14 protein-coding genes are annotated in these 18,939 nt (G+C 70.0%); 2 read left to right on the forward strand and 12 right to left on the reverse strand.

The window, feature by feature from the left end; genetic code table 11:
- Positions 1–47 precede the first annotated feature (47 nt).
- Positions 48–4,190, reverse strand: coding sequence for a protein kinase domain-containing protein (locus OEB96_RS24805; protein ID WP_266219193.1), 4,143 nt, complete (start codon positions 4,188–4,190; stop codon positions 48–50).
- Positions 4,191–4,237: 47 nt separating this feature from the next.
- Positions 4,238–4,867 (reverse strand): class I SAM-dependent methyltransferase, encoded by a 630-nt coding sequence (locus OEB96_RS24810; protein WP_266219194.1) that lies wholly within the window; start codon positions 4,865–4,867, stop codon positions 4,238–4,240.
- A 46-nt stretch (positions 4,868–4,913) separates the two neighbouring features.
- On the opposite strand from OEB96_RS24810, the gene OEB96_RS24815 reads away from it, so the two are divergent.
- Positions 4,914–5,534 carry an RNA polymerase sigma factor gene (locus OEB96_RS24815; RefSeq protein WP_266219195.1) on the forward strand — a complete coding sequence of 207 codons (621 nt, stop codon included), beginning with the start codon at positions 4,914–4,916 and terminating at the stop codon, positions 5,532–5,534.
- A 66-nt stretch (positions 5,535–5,600) separates the two neighbouring features.
- Positions 5,601–7,487: a serine/threonine-protein kinase gene (locus OEB96_RS24820; protein WP_266219196.1), complete on the forward strand. Its 1,887-nt coding sequence runs from the start codon at positions 5,601–5,603 to the stop codon at positions 7,485–7,487.
- Positions 7,488–7,493: 6 nt separating this feature from the next.
- On the opposite strand, the gene OEB96_RS24825 is transcribed toward OEB96_RS24820, so the two are convergent.
- The 10 genes from OEB96_RS24825 to OEB96_RS24870 form a co-directional block, all read right to left on the reverse strand.
- Positions 7,494–8,492, reverse strand: coding sequence for an Rpn family recombination-promoting nuclease/putative transposase (locus OEB96_RS24825; protein WP_266219197.1), 999 nt, complete (start codon positions 8,490–8,492; stop codon positions 7,494–7,496).
- A gap of 109 nt (positions 8,493–8,601) precedes the next feature.
- Entirely contained in the window at positions 8,602–9,108 is a 507-nt protein-coding gene (locus tag OEB96_RS24830; protein ID WP_266219198.1) for a DUF934 domain-containing protein, read from the reverse strand.
- Positions 9,086–10,762, reverse strand: a complete 1,677-nt coding sequence (locus tag OEB96_RS24835; RefSeq protein WP_266219199.1) for a nitrite/sulfite reductase — start codon at positions 10,760–10,762, stop codon at positions 9,086–9,088. Before OEB96_RS24835 ends, OEB96_RS24830 begins: the two co-directional genes overlap by 23 nt.
- A gap of 6 nt (positions 10,763–10,768) precedes the next feature.
- Positions 10,769–11,107 carry a DUF2849 domain-containing protein gene (locus OEB96_RS24840; RefSeq protein WP_266219200.1) on the reverse strand — a complete coding sequence of 113 codons (339 nt, stop codon included), beginning with the start codon at positions 11,105–11,107 and terminating at the stop codon, positions 10,769–10,771.
- Positions 11,108–11,394: 287 nt separating this feature from the next.
- On the reverse strand, positions 11,395–12,363 hold the full coding sequence (gene glsA / locus OEB96_RS24845; RefSeq protein WP_266219201.1) for a glutaminase A: 969 nt from the start codon (positions 12,361–12,363) through the stop codon (positions 11,395–11,397).
- A gap of 47 nt (positions 12,364–12,410) precedes the next feature.
- Complete coding sequence (locus OEB96_RS24850) at positions 12,411–14,174, reverse strand: ATP-binding protein (protein ID WP_266219202.1); 1,764 nt, start codon at positions 14,172–14,174, stop codon at positions 12,411–12,413.
- A gap of 102 nt (positions 14,175–14,276) precedes the next feature.
- On the reverse strand, positions 14,277–15,632 hold the full coding sequence (locus OEB96_RS24855; protein WP_266219203.1) for a radical SAM/SPASM domain-containing protein: 1,356 nt from the start codon (positions 15,630–15,632) through the stop codon (positions 14,277–14,279).
- A gap of 6 nt (positions 15,633–15,638) precedes the next feature.
- Positions 15,639–16,094, reverse strand: a complete 456-nt coding sequence (locus tag OEB96_RS24860; protein ID WP_266219204.1) for a hypothetical protein — start codon at positions 16,092–16,094, stop codon at positions 15,639–15,641.
- Between the two features lie 85 nt (positions 16,095–16,179).
- Complete coding sequence (locus OEB96_RS24865; protein ID WP_266219205.1) at positions 16,180–18,147, reverse strand: peptide MFS transporter; 1,968 nt, start codon at positions 18,145–18,147, stop codon at positions 16,180–16,182.
- Between the two features lie 87 nt (positions 18,148–18,234).
- Positions 18,235–18,903 (reverse strand): class I SAM-dependent methyltransferase, encoded by a 669-nt coding sequence (locus tag OEB96_RS24870; protein WP_266219206.1) that lies wholly within the window; start codon positions 18,901–18,903, stop codon positions 18,235–18,237.
- Positions 18,904–18,939: the final 36 nt, after the last annotated feature.

Raw genomic sequence — 18,939 nt, forward strand, 5'->3', positions numbered from 1 at the left:
CGAGGGCGATGTTTGGATCGTTCGGGCCACGCCGTGGCGTTCCGCTCTTACTGGGTCCGTTCCCCCGTCAGCGAGGCATCCCCCTCCTCGTACAGCCGCTGCCCCAGCGCGCGCCGCAGTGACTCGGGGGGCATCCGGCCCGTCGCCTCGTCGTCGCGCAGCACCGCCGTGCCCACCGCTCGGTCCTCTCCCTCGATCTCGGCGACGAGCAGGGCGATCGACCAGCGGCCCGTGCTTCCCTCCAGCCCTTGCCGGCAGAGGTCCTCATCGAGCTCGTGCATCGTCGACAGTCGCTCGGCCACCTCGAGCACCTCGACGGGCGGCTCGGTCCCCGCCGAAGGCGCGGCCAGCGTGGGCTCGCCGTCGACCAACAAATAGAGGTACCCGTGGCTGGCGCCCATCGCTCCGCACAGGGTCGTCAGCGCCCGCTCGGCCCGCGCCGCCGCGGTTGGGCACGCCGACAGCTGCGACAGCGCGTCGCCGATCGTGTCGGTCACCGTCTCCGGGTGGAGCACGGCCGTCGCCACGTTGCTGCTCCCGCCGTCCACGTCGTCCGGCACGGGCCCGGCTCCGATCCGTCGCAGCAGGCGCTCGTATCTCGCCACCAGCACCGGGTTGCGCGTGGGCACGAAGCAGCGCTCCACCGCCTCGGCATGCTGCCGCGCTCCATCGTCGTCCCCGCGCTCGGCCGCCACCAGGGCTCGTGCCTCGTGGGCCGCCCCGAGGATGAAGGGGTTGTCGAGCGCCTGCGCGGCCGCGATCAGCCGCTCGAGCCGCGCGCCCGCCTCGTCGTGCCGCCCCTGCGCCGCCTCGCACAGCGCCAGCGTGCGCTCGGCCCGGCAGCGGAAGTTGGTCTGACCATGCTCGGGATCCTCGGCGAGTCGCAGCGCCTCCTCGCCAGCCCGTCGCGCGTCGTCGAGGCGGCCCTGGGCCAGCAGCACATCGGCACGAGCCGCCAGCGCCCACGGACGCGGAAGCCCTTCGCCGTCTGGCAGCTCCGCCAGCGCCTCGTCGACGAGCGCCAGCGCGTCATCGTGCTCCCCTCGCATTCGGGCCAGCTCGGCCCGGGCCAGCCGCAGATAGGGCGAGAACCCAAGCCCCGCCTCCACCTGGCGCGTCAGCGCCTCGATCGAGCGCCGCAGCCCGAGCATGTCGTCGGTGTAGCCATACGTGATCGCGGCCGATCCATGGTGGATCGCGTAGAGCTGCCACAGCGCCCCGAGCCGCACGAACTCGAGCTCGGCCCTGGCCCACATGCGCTGCGCCGCCGCCGACTCGCCTCTCCACATGTGATAGTAGGTCCGCGCCTGCATGCCGCCGATCGCCCAGATCCGCGGGCCCAGGCGCTCGAGCGCCTCGATCTCGTCGAGTGCGTTGGGGTTGCCCACCCGCGCGGCCACCAGGGCGCGCTGGAATCGCGAGCCTCCCATGGTGAGCGCGCGCTCCTCTTCGTTGAGCCAGCGCCGCTGGGTCAGCATCCCCTCGAGGTTCCTGGCGCTCGACTCCATCAGCGTGCGCAGGCGCCCGAGGTTGAAGTGCAACAGGTTGTCGGTGAGGCTCACCCCGGTGCGCACGAACAGGTGCGAGATCGGCCGCAGGGGCTCGAGCGCCTCCACGCAGCGGCGCAGGCTCGCGGTGTCGAACGAGAACCCGGCCACGCCGGCGCTGTAGACGGTGGAGCGCAGGTACATCCCCAGCGCATGCACGAACGGCAGGCGCCGTCGGTCGAACAGCCGCTGGGCCAGCGTGGTCAGGATCGCCAGCCCGAGCCCCAGGCCCCGGCCCAGCCATCGCGACAGCCGACGCGCTCGCGCGACCCCGCAGTGCTCGGCCAGCACCGCCAGCGCGCGCTCGCGATGGCGGATGTTGACCTCGCGATCGCAGTAGAAGCCGGCGCTGACCAGCATGTAGCCGATCTCGGCGACCTCCTGCGGTCGGTCGCCGCGCGCATCGAGCACCGGCAGTGCTGCCTCGAGCGGTGCCACGCAGTCCTCGAACGAGGTGGCCTCGAACAGCCGCCGTCCGGCGCTGGCCAGGAGCTCTGCCCCGGCCGCCTCCTCTCCGCCGCGCAGCAGGTGCCAGCCCACCTGCGCCTCGTGCTCGGCGCTCGGCGGGCCATCGGCGGCGAGGGTACGACCCACGTGGCGCTCGAGCTCGCGGCGCTCGGCGGGGTCGAGCGTGCGCAGCAGCGCTTCCCTCAGGCCATCGTGACGAATGCGGTAGCGCTCGCCCGCGCCGATGATCACGTCCTGCCGCACCAGCGCATCGATGGCCGCGAACGCTTCGTGCTCCTCGACATCGGGCGCCAGCGCCACGCACAGCGCCAGGCCGGCCTCCTGCCCGTAGACGGCCAGCGTCTGGCCCAGCGCGAGCGCCGGGGCCGGCAGGCCACGCACGCGCGCGTCGAGAGTCTGGGCCAGTCCCCGAGGTCGTGCATCGCCCTCGAGCTCGATGCGCTCGGGGATCACCCACATTCCGCCCACGTAGCGAAGCTGACCGTGCTCCACCAGGCCGTGGAGCAGCTCGGTGCAGTGCAGCGGGCTTCCCCCCGCGGCGCGGTGCAGCCACGTGGCCAGCACGGTGTGGTTGTCGACCTCGCCGAACGTGCAGCGCACCAGGGCCAGCACATCGGGCTCGGCCAGCCCGCGCGGGCGGATCACCACCGCTCGCTCGCGCAGGTTGGCCAGCGCCCCGTCGGCGCGGCTGGGCTCGTCGGAGCGCAAGGAGGCCACGAGCAACAGCGAGCGCTTGGGCGCCACGTGGGACAGCCCCGCCAGCACCGCGGCCGATCCCTCGTCGACCCGCTGGAGGTTGTCGAGCACCAGCACCAGCGGGCGATGCATGGCGAACGCCGTCAGCCAGTCGCTGAATGCGGCCTGCACCGCGGCTCGCTCCTCGCGATGGTCGCGGCCGGCCGTGCGCTCGCCCGCGCTGGTCTTGGTTGCGCCGGTGGTGAGCGTGCCCGAGATCGTCAGGGTCGCCATGGGATCGGGCACCATGCGATCGATGAGCGCCATGTGCCTCGAGGTGGACTCGGGATCCTTGCGACCGCGTCGCTCGAGCTGTCGCGCCAGCTCCCGCACCAGCGCATACGGCCCCGCCGCGCCGCCCTCGCCGTGCAGCACCACCGCGCCGGCCAGCTTGGCCTCGAGCTCGATCTCGTGCAGCAAGCGGGTCTTGCCCATGCCCGAGCGGCCCTCGATGACGAGCGCGCCGCCCTGGCCGGCCGCGGCTCGCTCGATGCGCTTGCGGGCCAGCTCGAGCTCGCGCTCGCGGCCCACCAGCACCGTCGAGCGCACGTAGCCCTGCGCGGCCTCGAGCTCGGGTGCCGCGGGCAGCTCCGCGATGGCGCTCAGGCGCTCGATCACCTCGGCTGCGTGTCGCGGTCGACCCAGCGGCTCGGCCGACAGGAGCGACAGCACCAGGTCGTCGAGCGTGGTCGGGATCTCGGGAACGAGCGACGACGGCGGAGGCGGTGGGCGCCGACCGTTGCGCATCAGGTCGTCGAGGCTGCGGATCCGCTGCGGGTGGCGGCCCGTCAGCAGCCAGAACGACAGTGCGCCCAGGCCGAACAGATCGGCGCGCCCGTCCATGGGCAAGCCGAGCAGCATCTCGGGCGCGATCGAGGGCAGGGTGCCCACGACCTCGTGGCTGATCCCCATGGTCGAGAGCATCCCGAAGTCGAGCAGCTTGGCGCGGCCGTCCTCGGTGCACCGCACGTTGCGAGGGGCCACGTCGCGGTGCAGCAGCTGGCGCGCGTGCAGGAACGCCAGCGCCGAGGCCACGTCGCGCAGCAGGCGGCAGGCCTGCCGCCACGGCGCGGGGGCCAGCTCGCTGAGATCGTGGCCGTCGACGAGCTCCATCGTGTAGAACGGCCGATCTTGATCATCCACGCCGTAGTCGTGCGCCTTCACGATCCTCGGGTGGCGCAGGCGAGCGAGGGTGTGGAACTCGTGGCGGAAGCGCAGGCGATCGTCGTGCTGGGTGATCGGCAGCGCGAAGCGCTTGAGCGCCACGGGCAGCTCCGTCACCAGGTCGTACGCGCGCAGGACCTGCCCCATGGCGCCGCGACCCAGCACGGCATCGATGCGGTAGCGCCCCACCACCGCGCCGCCGTCCGAGGTCTCGAGCGACGGTCGCCGGGGCATCGGCGCTTCGACGAGCGACGCCGTGAGGTCGGGGCCTGGCACCGCCGCGGATGATAGCGTGCCGGCTGCGTGCCGGCTGCGAGGCTGGCCTACGGGTCGTGGATCGTCGATGGCTGGGCCGGCACGGTTCGTCGTCGCGCCAGCATCAGCCACGCCTTGGCCGGCGAAGGCAGGTTGGCCGCGAACTCGATCGAGCGCAGCTCGAGGAGCTCGAGGCTGGGCTCCACCGCCATCGCGATGTCGAGCGCCGAGCGGCGCGGTGGTCCGTGGTCGCGCGGCGGGCCCTCGGTGCTGCCCGCGAGGCTGAGCCAGCGTCCTTGCGGGCGCAGCACGGAGGCGACGCGCTCGGCGAAGCGCGCCTGGTCGCTGGCATCGTCGAACACGTGGAACACTCCACGGTCGAACACCAGCTCGTAGTCGCCGCCGGGCACCTGCGCGTGCAGGAAGTCGACCGTGGCGAACTCGACCCTCGTGCCCGCGACTCTTGCCTTCTGTTCGGCCTTGGCGATCGCGCGGGAGGCCACGTCGATCCCCGTGACCTCGAACCCTCGTTCGCACAGCCACAGCGCGTTGGTGCCCGTCCCGCAGCCGACCTCCAGCACTCGGCACGGCGCGAGCGTTCCGCCTTCGACGAGCGCCACCAGGTGCGGATCCGGCTCGCCCGTATCCCATGGCAGGTCGTCGGTCGCATAGTGGGCGTCCCAGTCGCGTGCGCTCATGACTCGGAGGATACCAGGGAGTGAGGAGTTGCTATCCTCGCACCCGATGACCAGCGACTGGCACGTCGACGTCGCGCTGCTCGAGGCCTGGCGAGCCGGTGACGTCGGTGCGGGCGCCAAGCTCTACGATCGCCACGCCGACGTCGTCGCGCGCTTCTTCGAGAACAAGGTCTGCCTGGGGGCCAGCGATCTCGTCCAGCAGACCTTCGTGCTGCTGGTCGAGAACCGCGACCGAATCCGGCAGGGGCTGAGCTTTCGTGCGTTCGTGCTGGGCATCGCCCGCAACGTCCTTCGCGATCACATCCGCACGCTCGCCCGCGGACGCGCGATCGATCCCGAGGTCGACGCCATGGTCGACCTCGCACCGGGACCCACCACCGCGATCGGCCACAGCCGTGAGCAGCGGCTGTTGCTCGCGGCCCTGCGCCGCCTCCCGCTCGAGCACCAGGTGGGCCTGGAGCTGTTCTACTGGGAAGACATGGACGCGGCCGAGATCGCCGAGGTCATGGGGATCTCGCACTCCGCCATGCGCAGCCGGCTGGCCAAGGCCCGGGCGCTGCTGCGCGAGGCGATGGAGCGGCTCGCCGACTCCCCCGAGCAGCTCGCCAGCACCGTCGACAACCTCGCGCACTGGGCGTCCCAGATCCGGGTCGGGCTGGGCAAGTGACGTTTTCTGGCCTTCGGCTTGGACAGATGACGTGGCCGTTCCACTTCTTCGTCGACCGAGCCCGCCATGATCGCCGTCAATGCATCCACCGGGGAGCCTTCCGCCGTCCAGCCCACCGTCGCGCTGATGCACGATGGATTCAACCACCGCCTCACGGTCGCCGAGGCCCGCCGCCGGCTGTTCGGTGACGGCCCGGTGATGCGCATTGGTCGCTACCGCATCGAGGATCGGATCGGCGCCGGGGGCATGGGGGAGGTCTACCTCGCGGTCGACGAGGAGCTCGATCGCAAGGTCGCGATCAAGCGGGTACTTCCGGGGTTGATCAGCGAGCACGTGCACGCGCGGCTGCGCGACGAGGCGCGGGCGCTCGCCAAGCTCTCGCACCCCAACGTGGTGCAGGTCTATGAGATCGGCGAGCACGACCACCGCACCTTCCTGGCGATGGAGTACGTGCAGGGCCAGACGCTCGCGCAGTGGCTGGCGGATCGGCCTCGGCCCTGGCGGGAGATCCTCGCCTGCTTCTGCACCGCGGGCCGCGGGCTCGCGGCTGCGCACGAGGCCGGGGTCGTTCACCGCGACTTCAAGCCCGAGAACATCCTGCTCGGCCACGATGGCAGCGTGCGCGTGGCCGACTTCGGGCTGGCGCTCTCCGGCGCGGAGCTCGAGGCCGCGGCAGCGTTCGACCCACTTCGCGAGGGCGAAGAGACCGCCGCGACTCACTACATCGCGGGAACGTTCCGCTACATGCCGCTCGAGCAGCTCCGCGGCGAGGCCGTCGACGCGCGCAGCGATCAGTTCGCGTTCTGCGTGGCGCTCTACGAGGCGCTATGGCGTGCGCAGCCGTTCTCGCACGGCACCGTGCTCGAGCGGATCGAGGCGCTCGAGCACGAGCCCGCGTGCAAGCCTGTGCGCGCGGGAGTCCCGGCCGGAGTGTGGCGGATCCTTCGCCGTGGGCTGGCGTGCTCGCCCAGTGATCGCTGGCCCGACATGACCGCGTTGCTCGACGCGCTCGCTCGCGTGCCCCATCGTCGGCGACAGGTGCTCGTCGCCGGGCTCGCGGCGCCGATGCTCCTTGGTACCTTCGCGCTCGCCTCGTTCCTGCGCGAGCCGGAGCCCTCGCTCACGCCCAACGTGGCGGCGGCTCCGCCCACCGTCGAGGTCGTGCCCATCATCGCCGAGCCCGCGGTGGATCTCGCACACGGACCGGGTCGCGAACGACCCGGCACCGGGGCGCGCCTGTGGATCGGCACCAGCGAGCTACGCTTTGCGAGCGCCGCTGGCTCACCGAGCCAGCCCGTGGCCGAGCTCGCGGCCGGGCGGCTTCCCGAGGGCGAGGTTCGCAACCATCTCGTGGTGCCGCTGCACGAGATGCTTGGTGACGGACCGCCGAGCACGCACGACTCGATCACCCTGTTCGTCGATCGTCGGGTACCGTGGACCACGATCGTCGACGTCCTCTACTCGACCGGGCGGGCCGGCTACCAGCGCTGGGACTTCGTGGTGCAGACCGACGGCGAGGCCCGCGTGATCACGGCCAAGCCGCCGATGTACTCGGTCCCGGAGCAGAAGCTCGCCAACCTCGCGATGCTGCGGCTATGGGTCACCTCCACGCACGTCGAGGTCTCGACACAGATCGCCCGCCCGATGGGTGCTCAGGGCAACGTTCGCGCACTGGATGTCGGAGGGGGCCGCTGCGAGCTCGGGCTCGACGGACTCGATGCGTTGCAGCCCTTGAGCACACGCCTGTGCGAGCTCAGCGGGGTTGCGATCCCGATCTGGATCTCGGCCGAGTCGCAGTCGACCTGGGCAGAGGTCGTCGAGGTGCTCGCGCACGCCTCGATGGAGGGGATCTGTGACGGCGGGATCGTGGTCGCCAGCGATACCCAGCCCGAGGATTGCGAGGCCCCCCTGCGTCCGACCGATCTGCCCGAGCTGCTCGCGCGCGCGCCCTGATGAGGACTACGGAGCGAGCACGTCGTCGAGGGTCGGCTCGGTGAGCACTCGCTCGGCCCACGCGTCGAGCTGCTCGGACGTTGCAGTGTCTACCCGCGCGAGCACGGCCTGCGGCAGCGGACCAAAGCGCTTGGTCAGCAGCCGCAGCAGGAGCGCTGCCTTACCCTTGGTCTGGCCCTCGTCCCAGCCCTTGGTCCGGCCCTCGTCCCAGCCCTTGGTCCGGCCCTCGTCCCAACCCTGGTTCCACCCCGTCTGTGTGGCCCTCTCGAGGTTGGCTCGGAGCTCGATCTCGTAGAGCCGGAGATCGTCCTCCCGCCGCTGGGCCCGACGGCGGGCCTCGGGATCCCGTGAGAGTGCTTCGAGGGTTTGCTTGGCCAGGGCCATCATCGGATCCTCTGCAGCGAGGCGCTCGAGCTCGACGGGATCGTCGTAGCGCGTGAAGAACCGCGCCCATCGCTCGACCACCGCATCATAGCCGCTCGCCTCGCTCGTCGACAGCGCCTGGCGCTGCGGCGCGCCGAGCTGCAAGAGGTGGATCGACAGCTCCTCGCCGAACGATGTGCGGCTGTCGCGCTCACCCGCTTCGAACACCACGTGGAGCTGGTTCAGCGAAGGAAACAGCGGCTCGAGCAACCACGCGATCACCACCGTGGGCCGCAGCTGGTCGTAGCCATCGCCCCGAGAGAGCTGGTCCGTAAAGCCCCGGGCCCAGTAGAACAGCAACCGAAGCCGGAGTTCCGCGGTGCTGTACCGCTGCATCTCGAGGGCGATGGGAGCGCCGTCGTCGAGCACGCAACGCACGTCGAAGACGACCCCCTTGCCGCCCGCGTGCTCGCCCGGGCTGTCGGCGTCGATGATCTGCAGCGAACCGATGGGCCGGCGCAGGACGCCCTCGAGCATGTGCTGGAGCAGCCGCGGCTCGAGGGTCATCAGGAGCTTGAAGACCAGGTCGAGGGTGGGGTCGAGGAGGTCCGGGCGGAGGGGAGCGAGGGGGCCGGCGTTCACGAGAATTGATCTCGGCCACCGGGGGGTTGGCGTTGCAGGAAATCGACACGGGTGGGCAACGCGGCCCGAACGGGCCACGTGTGGGCTTCCGTGGCCAGCGACCCCGCCGCTACATGCCCGAGCCCACCCGGCGTCGGAACAGCGGGTGCGGCTCGTCGGCCCCGGCCTGGTATCTCACCGAGAGCTCCTCGAATGCCGAGAGCGCGTCGTGGATCGACTTGCCGGGCTGCAGCTCGAAGGCATCGAAGCCGCAGCGGTGCATGTAGAACAGCTGGTCGCGCAGCACGTTGCCCACCGCCCGCAGCTCGCCGCGGTAGCCGTGGCGCTCGCGCAGCAGGCGGGCCAGGCTGTAGCCACGGCCGTCGGTGAAGCGTGGGAACTCCACGGCCACCAGCGCCAGCGCATCCAGATCGGGCAGCAGCGGCTCGAGCTCGTCGTCGGGAGACAGCCGCACCCCCACCGCGCCCGGGTGGGCGCGCAGGGCCTGCCGCTCGCTCTGCCAGCGCGCGAGCGTGACCGTCACGTCCATCGGCGCACCGTCGGCCGGCAGCGCGTCCTCGTCTCCAAGGTGCACGAAGGTGCTGGTGACGATCTCACCCCTCTTGATGATCTCCATACAGGGCCTCCTTGAAGGGCTCCTCGCCCACCCGGCGGTAGTAGTCGATGAAGCGCTCGTTCGCGTCCTCTCGGTCGCGCAGGTACACCTCGAGCACCGTCTGCACCGCGTCGACGATCTGCGCGCGGTTGAATGCCCGGCCCACGATCTTGCCGATCGAGGCGTCGTTGCCCGGCGAGCCTCCCAGCACCAGCTGGTAGGCCTCCTCGCCGATCTTGTCGATGCCGAGGATGCCGATGTTGCCCACGTGGTGGTGGCCGCAGGCGTTGATGCAGCCCGAGATCTTGAGCGAGACCTCGCCGAGATCGGCGAGGTAGTCGAGCCGATCGAAGCGCTCGCCGAGCTCGATGGCCACGGGGATCGAGCGCGCGTTGGCGAGGTTGCAGAAGTCGAGCCCCGGGCAGCAGATGCTGTCGGTCAGCGTGCCGATGTTCGCGGTGTGCAGCTCGTGCTCTCGCAGGCGAGCGTGGAGCTCGGCCACTCGCTGCTGCTCCACGTCGGGCAGCACCAGGTTCTGGGTGTGGGTGACCACGATCCGGCCAAAGCCGAATTCGTCGGCCAGCTCGGCCACCACGTCCATTTGCGTGTCGCTGGCGTCGCCGGGCGGTCGGCCGGGGGCCTTGAGCGAGATCACCACCGCGCAGTAGCCCGGCTGGCGGTGGGCCTTGACGTTGTTGCGCACGAAGTGGCGCAGGCTCGGGTCGGCGCTCAGGCCCTCGGCCGAGAGCCGAAGGTCGTGGGGCGGCAGCTCGCGGTAGGGCGGCGGGGCGAAGTTGGCCTTGATGCGATCGATCTCGCTGCGCAGGAGCTTGAGGCCGCCGTCGCGGATCTGGGCCCACTCGTCGTCGACCTGGCGCTTGAACTCGTCGATGCCGAGCTCCGAGACGAGGATCTTGATGCGCGCCTTGAACTTGTTGTCGCGCCGCCCGTAGCGGTTGTAGACGCGCAGGATCGCCTCAAGGTACGAGAGCAGATCCTCGTAGGGCAGGAATTCGCGGATCACCTTGGCGATGTGCGGCGTGCGGCCCATGCCGCCGCCCACCAGGATCTCGAAGCAGTGCTCGCCTCCCGCGGGGTCTTGGACCAGCCGGATCCCGATGTCGTGGAAGCGCACCGCCGCGCGATCGTCATCGGGCGTGCCCGTGACCGCGATCTTGAACTTGCGGGGCAGGAACGCGAACTCGGGGTGGAACGTGGACCACTGCCGGATGACCTCGCAGTAGGGCCGCGGATCCTCGAGCTCGTCGGGAGCCACGCCCGCGAGGTGATCGGAGGTGGTGTTGCGGATGCAGTTGCCGCTGGTCTGGATCGCGTGCATCTGCACGCTGGCGAGCTCGTCGAGGATGGTGGGGACGTCGGCGAGCTTGGGCCAGTTGTACTGGATGTTCTGCCGCGTGCTGAAGTGCCCGTAGCCCTTGTCGTAGACCCGCGCGATGTGGGCGAGCTTGCGTAGCTGGGTGGAGGACAGGAGGCCGTAGGGAATGGCCACGCGCAGCATGTACGCATGCAGCTGCATGTACAGGCCGTTCTGCAGGCGCAGCGGCTTGAACTCGTCCTCGGTGATGGAACCCTCGAGGCGGCGCTGCACCTGCCCACGAAACTGGGCGGCGCGCTCTTCCACGAGGCGCTGATCTTCGATGTCGTATTGGTACATGGGGGCTCAGGCGCTCAGGCGAGCGGCCGTCGTCGCGATGGAGATCGGGGCGAGATCGGGACGGCGCAGCGGCGTGGTGGGACCCGTGCCGCGGATCCGTTCGCGGGTGTTGGTGGCGCGAGGTCCTCGAGAGGCGAGCACCACCTTGAACGCGTAGGGATCACAGACGTGCCGCTCTTGAGTGCGCGCCGCTGCGATCGCTGCGTCTCGCTGCGCCTCGTCGACGATGGGCCACGCCTCGCACAGCTGCGACGCCCAGCTCCCATCGGAGCGCAGGTAGAGCGCCGAGCCGTCGTCGGTGCTGTTGGCGGTGACCACGAAGTGAGTGCCTCTGGACCGTGCCACGCCGAAACTCTGGCCCAGCACAGGAGAACTTTCAAATGCTCACGTCGAATGGGGTAACTCGGCCGCGATGGCGAGGCAAAACGGCGTGAATCGCAGAAAAACGCCGAATAAATGGCCAATGAGGCACCGTAGAATAAAACCCCGCAGCCCCTGTGGTGATTGGGAATCCCAGGCGCGTGGATTCCGCCCTGGGTAGGGCCGAGTCCATAATACGGTCATCGACCGTTGAATCGATGGCAGCCCGACGAGCGCCGACGTGGCGACGGGCGAGCCAGCCAAGGGCGGTGCTACTCCGTCGAGCGCGGTCGTGCAAAGTGCCAGCCGAGCGCGTGAGCCACGTGCTCGAGGATGAGGTGCCCCCGAACGCTGCCGCCGCGAGCGTTGAGGCGCGGGCTCGACACGGCCACTCCGGCCCGCCCGAGGGCAACGGCCACGATCACGCCGGACACCCCGCTCTTGGCCGGGAGCCCCGTCTGCATGAGGTACGTGCCCGACTCATCGTACATGCCGCAGCTGGCCATCAGCGCCACCACCCGGCTCGTGGTGTCCTCGCTGAGCACGCGGGTGCCCGCCGGGGAAATGCCCCCGTGCGCGAGCACGCAGCCGAGGTGGGCTGCGTGAGCCACCGTGCCTTCGAGGGAGCACAGCGAGAAGTAGGCGTCGAGGGGGTCGTCGACGCCCTCGGTGAGGATGCCCGAGCTGCGCAGCAGATAGGCGATCGAGCGGTTGCGATCGCCGGTGCGGCGCTCGGAGGCGTAGACCCGCGAGCTGACGCGAAGCTCGGCGCCGCACAGGCGCTGCGCCCAGCTCTCGATCCAGGCGATGCGTCCCTCGAGCGTACCGGGAATGATCCCACACAGCGCGATGGCCCCCGCGTTGACGAGCGGGTTGGCGGGCAGGGGGCCGCGGGAGTCGAGCCGGGCAATCGAGGCGAAGCTCTCGCCGGAGGGCTCGGAGCCCACGGTCGAGAACACTCGCTCGGGGCCGACCTCCTCGAGCACGCCCGCGAGCAGGAGGACCTTGGCCGCGCTCTGCAAGGTGAAGCGGTGGTGCGCGGCATCGCCGGCGAGCACCGCGTGACCATCGGGCAGCACGATCGCCGCGCTGGTCCGCTCGGGGTCGACCGCACCGAGCTCGGGAATGTAGCTGGCGACCACGCCCTCGCTCGACCGTCGGGCCCGCGCCACGGCCTCCTCCAGCACCGCGGTCACATGGGCACGCGCGTCGGCGGATGGATGGTTCACCTCGATCGGCACCGGTGCCCCTACTCTACACGAACTGGCCGCCGACCCGTGGTCACGAGTCAGAAGCCGACCGAGCGCTCGAGAACGGCCGCCACCTCCGTGACGCGGAGCGGCTTGGTGAGGTACTCGTCCATTCCCGCCCGTAGGCACTTGTCGCGGTAGCCCTCGATCGCGTGCGCCGTCATGGCCACGATCGGGGTTCGCGTGTTGGTGGTGGCCTCCCACTCGCGGATCGTGCGGGTGGCCTCGATCCCGTCCATCTGGGGCATCTGGATGTCCATGAACACCACGTCGACCTCGAGGGCCTTGCGCTGCTCGACGGCCTCGCAGCCATCGGTCGCGGTGTGGATCTCGCAGCCCAGCTTCTCGAGCATGCGAGAGGCCACCTTGAGGTTGAGCGGGTTGTCGTCCACCACCAGCGCTCGAACCTTGCTGCGCGAAGCCGCGGGAAGCGGCTCGGCCTGGTCGCGGCGGACCTGCGGGTAGAGCACGAGCTCGGGGAGGACCGGGGCGGGCTCGGACTCGTGGGTGGCGGCCTCGATGGGCAGCGGAAGCCGAACCGTGAACACGCTTCCCTGCCCCAGCTCACTGCGCAGCTCGATCGTGCCCCCCATTCGCTCCACGAGCTGCGCCGCGATCGCCAGGCCCAGGCCCGTGCCCGTGTGCACGCGCGTCGACGAGCCGTCCACTTGGTGGAACTTCTCGAACACCAGGCCTTGCTGCTCGACCGGGATGCCGGGCCCGGTGTCCTCGACCTCGAGCACGAGGCCCGACTGCTCGCCTCGAGCCTGGGAACCGACGCGGAGCTCCACATGCCCTCGCTCGGTGAACTTCACTGCGTTGTCGACCAGGTTGATGATCACCTGGCGCAGGCGCATGGCATCGGCCACCACGCGCCTGGGAGCGTCGGTGGGATGGCGCAGTCGCAGCTCGAGTCCCTTGCCGGTCGCTCGTGTCGCGGCGGCCTCCAGCACGCTCTCCAGCAGCGCCCGCAGGTCCAGCGGCCGGCGATCGAGGTGGAGCTCGCCCGCCTCGGCGTTGGTGAGGTCGAGGATGTCGCCGAGCAGGAGCATGAGGGCCTCCGACGCGCCCATGGCGGTCTCGACGTAGTCGCGCTGCTGCTCGTTCAGCGGCGTGTCCCGTAGCAGCGTCAGCATGCCCATGGACCCGTTCATGGGGGTGCGGAGCTCGTGGCTCATGTTGGCGAGGAATTCGCTCTTGGCCTCGTTGGCTCGGCTGATGAGCTCGACCATGGTGTTCCTGGTGCGGGTAATCCACGTCATCAGGGCCAGCGCTCCCAGTGCGGTGGCGAGCGTCGATATGCCGTAGCTCAGGCGCTCGCCCCACAGCAGCGTGGGAGGGGCGTAGAGGATCGGCTCGATCGTGGGCAACACGATGGACGGGGCGATCGCGAGCATCATCAGCGTGGGCCGCTGTCGCTCGATGAGCACGAAGCCGGCCGGGATGTACAGCATGTGGTACACGGCCATCGAGGTCTGCGCGTGCACGCTCGAGCCGAACGTGGCCGCGTTGAGGAACAGCAGGAGCGTGGTCGCCATGCCATTGCGATACGCCGAGTCGGCGAGCCTGACGCCCGCGTACAGCGCCGCTGCCGTCACCAGGGTGAGCAGCCCCATCACGGCGTCGCCATTGACGAACTGCAGCGGCGTCATCAGCAGCAAGAACCCGGCGAGCAAGCCGTAGGTGACCCGACGCGCCGTCGCATGGACACCGCGCTCCCACTGCTCGAGCTGCTGAGGTGTTTGGGGAGCCTGGCGCGAGGGATGCTCCACCGACGGGCGCGCCTGCGGACCCCTGTGCATTCGGTCAAGGGTACGTGATGCGATGGTCGGCAGTCACGGAAAACCCATCGACGAGCGACGGACCGGTCCGTCGGTGCACCGGTGTCGTCCGGTCTGATCGGCTCACGCGTCGGGCCGTGGTGCCACGTAGTCCTCGGCTGCGACCTCGTGGCCGGCTCCCAGCTCCTCGACCACTCGCGACACCCTCGGTCGTTCGATTGCGACCGGCCCCGTCCTCGCTCGCTCGTCGGGGTCCGCCGATTCTCGCACCACCTGCCAGAGGCCATTGTCGAACGGCATTCCCGGGGCAGCCGAGACCAGCTCGATGCGCTCGCGCAGGCCCTGGGCTCGCATCTCGAGCGCTCGATGGTGGCAGAACGGATTGTTGCCGGGGCGGCCGAGCAGTGGCTCGGAGGTCGCGGTACAGCCGGCCCGACACACGTCGGCGTAGTAGCACGTGCGGCAAAAACCCCACAGCTCGTCGAGGCCACGCCGTCGGATGTAGGTGATCTCGGGCGAGCGTTCCCACAGCGTTCGAAGCCCGTGCTCTCGCCACGAGCCGCCCTGGTTGGTGGGTCCACCCAGGCTGGGACAGCCCTTGATCTCGCCGTTGCTCTCGATGCCCAGGGTCACCACTCCGGAGGTGCAGCCCGAGTAGTGTCCCCCGGTCTTCTGCGCCCAGCGGAGCTTCTGCTCGTTGGGTCCGAAGTAGCCGATGTTGTTGCCGGGCAGGAATCGAATCCCTCGCTCGCGGCAGCGATCGGCGGCCTCGTCGAGCACCTCGAACAGCTCCGGGATCATGTGCGGCTGCAAGATGAGCTCGGGGTGGTCGGCCCCGTTGCCGTGGACCATGGTGAACTGCAGCTGCCACGCCATCACGCCGGCCTCGGTGAGCCGATCGAGCAGCGGCAAGAGGTCGGGCACGGTGAGCGCGTTGACCTGGGTGTTGGCGCCCACCCGCATGCCCGCCCCGCGTGCATTGGCGATGGCCTCGAACGCGCGCTTCCAGCTGCCGCTCTTGTTGCGCACGCGGTCGTGGTGCGCCTGCAGTCCGTCGATGGAGACCGAGCACACCATCAGGCCGGCCTCCCGGGCGGCGGCGCAGCGCTCGGGGGTGAGGCCCCAGCCGCCGGTGACCATGCTCGAGGTCATCCCGTGCTCGCGGATCGCCCGGACCACGAGGATGAAGTCGTCGCGTAGGTAGGCCTCGCCGCCGATGAGCGCCACTTCACCCACGCCCAGCTCGGCCAGCTCGGCCACCAGCCGCAGGGCTTCCTCGGTGGTCAGCTCGTCGGGGCGCGCGCGGCCAGCCCGTGGCCCGCAGTGCAGGCACTGGTGATCGCACAGCAGGGTGAACTCCCACACCGCGATCGCAGGTCGGGGAGCGGGACCGCGATCGGCCTCGGTGAAGCTGCGGTCTTTGGTGGGGGGCAGCGAGCCCAGCACGGGCAGCCGCTTGCGAACGTCCTCGAGGGCCACGATGGCTCAGCCGGTGGCGGGACCGTAGAGCGGGCCGGCGCTCTCCGAGCCGCTGCTCGATTCACCCGTGTCGGTCGCGGTGTCGCTGCCGCTGCCGGTGGCACCCGACTCGTCGCTGCTGCCGCCCGACGACTCGGACACGGGACCGTAGAGCGGGCCGGTGGTCTCGGGGAAGTTGGTGGTGGAGCCCGAGTCGCTCACCGGGCCGTAGAGCGGCTGGATGGTCTCGTCGGTGGTGGAGGCGGTGCCGGTGGCGGAGGTGCTGGTGTCGCTGGCCGTGGGGGACGAAGAGGCGCCGTCGTCCTTGTCGTCCCCGGTGCCGCACGCGGCCAGGGTCACGCCGAGGATGACGCCCATGAACCCACCCAGGGGGGAGCGCGCGTCGGACAGACCGGTGCCGCAGAACGGGCAGGTGGTCGCGCCGTCGCGCACGAACCTACGACAGGAGGAGCAAGCCAGCATGGATCTCAGCATAGTCGGAGCGCGGTGTGGACCGCAAGCGGGGCGCGTTGGCGAATCCGCGCCCCAGGACGGGCCGTGGGACGGGTCAGCCGCCGTACTTCTTGATCGTGGCGTCGAGTCCCGGCAGCACCAGGCGCAAGTAGAGCGCCACGAGTCCCGCGAGCCCGGCGAGCAGCAGGAAGAAGCTCACCGGGGTCATCATCCCCTGAATCCCGCCGAAGAAGCCCGAGAAGTTGTTGCCGAACGCGGTGGCGAGGAACCACCCGCCCATGGTCAGGCCCACCAGTCGCGGTGGCGTGAGCTTGGTGACGAGCGACAGGCCCATGGGGGACAGGCACAGCTCGCCGATGGTGACCACTGCGTAGAAGCCCCCGAGCCACAGCCACGACACGCGCACGGCTCCGCCGTCGCTCATCACCCCGGCCAGGGACATGAGCAGCAGCGATGCGGTGGTGAGCACCATGCCCAGCAGCAGCTTCTGGGCCGTCGACAGACCCTTGCCGCGGCGCTGCATGCTGGCGAAGAAGCCGACCAGCAAGGGGGTGAACGCGATCACGAAGAAGGCGTTGAGCGACTGGAAGATCTCGGGGTTGGTGACGGCGAGGTACTCGCCCGGGGGCAAGAGCTGCGGCGCGTGGCCGAAGCGGCTCTCGTAGTCCTGGTAGAGCGCCTGGTGCAGGGCCCGATCGACCACGAACACGCCGACGGTCTTGCCCTCGACGTCGCGCACGAACGCGACGCGCCCGGTGGGCTTGGCACCCTCGGGGACCGATACGTCGATGGTCTTGGCTCCGTGGGAGTCTTCGCCCTCCTTCACCGTCACGACGCCATCGGCGTAGACGGCAGCGGCCCGCGCGATGACCTCGGGGGGCTGCCCCCCGTCGTCCGCCACGGGCAGCTCGACCACGCGAAGGTCGGGATTCTCGGCGGCAATGGCCGCGACCGCCTCTTGATCGAGCCGCTGCTGGCCGAACATGCGAGCGTGGCGATCCTCGGCCACCACTCCCAGCGAGCGCGGATCGGGGCGCGGCGTGTCCTCCTGCGCGGTGAGGTAGTAGCTGGGCAGCGCATCCTGCTGGAGCGAGGCGACCATCGGCCGCTGGTCGCGGGCCGTGTTGTCGCGGGCCCACTGCGTCATGGCCGAGCCGTTGAGGTGCAGGATCATGAAGAAGGTGCCGCCCGCGATGTAGATCGGCAACAGCGCTCGCAGACCGGGACGCTCGTCGTCCGAGGCACCGCGCACCAGGTTCACGAAGAAGTAGACGACCGGCAGCATGCCGAACAAGAAGCCCACGATGGCGGGGCGCATGCCGGCGGGCAGCATGCCGTGGGTGGCGAGCCACTGCGCGAGGAAGTAGCCCAGGGCGCCGAACGCCGCGGTGGGCAGCAGGATCTTGGCGAACACCACCGAGAGGCCGGCGCCGTCGGGATCCTTGGCCGGCTGGCGGTCGGCGCCCGAGAGGTTCTTCCACTGCGAGAGGAGGATCAGCATCGAGACGATCAGGCCCAAGCCCGCGATGCGGAAGGTCCACAGCCAGCCGGCCTCGTTGCGCACCGCGGCCGCCATCAGGTTGGCCACCAGCGCTCCGATGTTGATCCCCATGTAGAAGATGTTGAAGCCCGCGTCGCGCCTGGCGTCGCCGGGCTCGTAGAGGTTGCCCACCATCACCGAGATGTTGGGCTTGAAGAACCCGTTGCCGATGATGAGCCCGAGCAGGCCCAGCAAGAAGAACGACTTGCCGGGCACGCTCATCAGGAACAGACCCGAGGCCATGCAGATCGCCCCCACGAGCACGGCGCGGCGATAGCCGAGGTAGCGATCGGCGATCATGCCCCCGAGGAACGGGGTGAAGTACACGAACGCGAGATAGAGCCCGTAGATCTCGTTGCCCTCGGCCGAGGGCATGCCCAGGCCTCCCCGCTCGGTGTCGGTGGTGTAGAGCAGCAGGATCCCCACCATGGTGTAGAACGCCAGGCGCTCCCACATCTCGGTGAAGAACAGGGCGTAGAGCCCCTTGGGGTGTCCCTTCTGGGTGGGGTCGTCGTTGGCCATGGGTTGGTCTGCCCGGGGGCGATGCCGAGCATACCGTGCTCGGGCGGTGGGCCCGGCCCGAGGGGCGAAGCGGCGTCATGCGGGCGATCAGGTGGCTCTTCTCCGGCACCGGAGCGCGGGGTTCGCCAGTCGATACACGTGGACCTTGCTGCGTCGTCGCCAGCTCATGTCCAGCCGCAGCACCCGCTCGAGCCGAAACCAAGGGTTGTCGTCGATGTCCTGGGTGCTGACCCAGCGCAGTCCCGGTGGCAGTCGGGCCAGTCGCTCGGCGAGCAGGTTCATGAACTTCGTCGAGAACGCGGTCGAGCAGGTGTAGACGACGGTTGCATCGGAGATCCGCGCGCGCATCATGTCGCCGAGGCGAAAGCCGCACTCGGCGGCGCGCAGCTGGGCCTGGGCGCGCACCTTCCCGAGGATGCGCTGCGCCACCCGGTGACGGCTGCGCACCAGCTCGATGCCGATGCATCGCCGCACCGGTGCCCGCAGCGCCACCTGGAGCACCACCTTGCCGAGCCCGCTGCCGAGGTCGTAGAACACGTCGCCGGGGCCGAGCCCGAGCTGCTCCACGAGGTGATCGGTGGCGGCCGGCATCAGCTCGCCATAGGTGGAAGACGCGAGGGTCGCGGCCACACGGGCGTCTTCGGCCGGGCTCAGGTCGTAGCCGAACTCGTCACGGTACAGCCGGCGCAGCAGCGCCCTGGGATGATGATCCGTCGGGTCTTCATTGCTCGGCGGGTACGGTCGTGTCGTCGACATGACCAGCCAGGCGACGCTAGCACGGACGCCGGACAC

Source organism: Paraliomyxa miuraensis (genome assembly GCF_026337845.1).
Classification (GTDB): domain Bacteria; phylum Myxococcota_A; class Polyangia; order Nannocystales; family Nannocystaceae; genus Paraliomyxa; species Paraliomyxa miuraensis.

Bases quoted from the DNA above. Each gene is read 5' to 3' on its own strand.
- OEB96_RS24810 (WP_266219194.1), bottom strand. From the start codon at position 4,867: ATGAGCGCACGCGACTGGGACGCCCACTATGCGACCGACGACCTGCCA.
- OEB96_RS24815 (WP_266219195.1), top strand. From the start codon at position 4,914: ATGACCAGCGACTGGCACGTCGACGTCGCGCTGCTCGAGGCCTGGCGA.
- OEB96_RS24820 (WP_266219196.1), top strand. From the start codon at position 5,601: ATGATCGCCGTCAATGCATCCACCGGGGAGCCTTCCGCCGTCCAGCCC.
- OEB96_RS24830 (WP_266219198.1), bottom strand. From the start codon at position 9,108: ATGGAGATCATCAAGAGGGGTGAGATCGTCACCAGCACCTTCGTGCAC.
- OEB96_RS24835 (WP_266219199.1), bottom strand. From the start codon at position 10,762: ATGTACCAATACGACATCGAAGATCAGCGCCTCGTGGAAGAGCGCGCC.
- OEB96_RS24850 (WP_266219202.1), bottom strand. From the start codon at position 14,174: ATGCACAGGGGTCCGCAGGCGCGCCCGTCGGTGGAGCATCCCTCGCGC.
- OEB96_RS24860 (WP_266219204.1), bottom strand. From the start codon at position 16,094: ATGCTGGCTTGCTCCTCCTGTCGTAGGTTCGTGCGCGACGGCGCGACC.
- OEB96_RS24865 (WP_266219205.1), bottom strand. From the start codon at position 18,147: ATGGCCAACGACGACCCCACCCAGAAGGGACACCCCAAGGGGCTCTAC.
- OEB96_RS24870 (WP_266219206.1), bottom strand. From the start codon at position 18,903: ATGTCGACGACACGACCGTACCCGCCGAGCAATGAAGACCCGACGGAT.